Source organism: Paraburkholderia sp. SIMBA_054 (genome assembly GCF_046534875.1).
Classification (GTDB): domain Bacteria; phylum Pseudomonadota; class Gammaproteobacteria; order Burkholderiales; family Burkholderiaceae; genus Paraburkholderia; species Paraburkholderia hospita.
Genome location: NZ_JAWRXV010000648.1, coordinates 1 through 278, shown reverse-complemented (window position 1 = coordinate 278; position 278 = coordinate 1). Strand labels below are relative to the sequence as shown.

Sequence of the window (278 nt, the reverse complement as noted above, 5' to 3'; positions counted from 1 at the left end):
CGTGAGCCAGTCCCACCAGCCGCCGGAATACGAAACGCCTTCGACGTGGATGCCCTGAAGCAATCCGCCGAGCACGAGGCCCTGGCATAAAGCAGCCATGACGGAGCCGGAAAAGAAGGCGACGTCCCACCACATGCGCCCCGAGCCTGTTGCGCGAAAACGGAATTCGAAAGCCACGCCGCGAAAGACGAGTGCGAGCAGCATTGCAATGATCGGTGGATAGAGCGCGGGCAGAATGATCGAATAGGCGAGCGGAAAAACGGCAAAGAGTCCGCCGC

General features: G+C 60.8%; 1 protein-coding gene. It reads right to left on the bottom strand.

The annotated features are described in order from the left end of the window. The coding region (locus tag SB822_RS56695; protein ID WP_410859052.1) for a cytochrome d ubiquinol oxidase subunit II at positions 1 to 278 on the bottom strand (278 nt) is incomplete at both ends.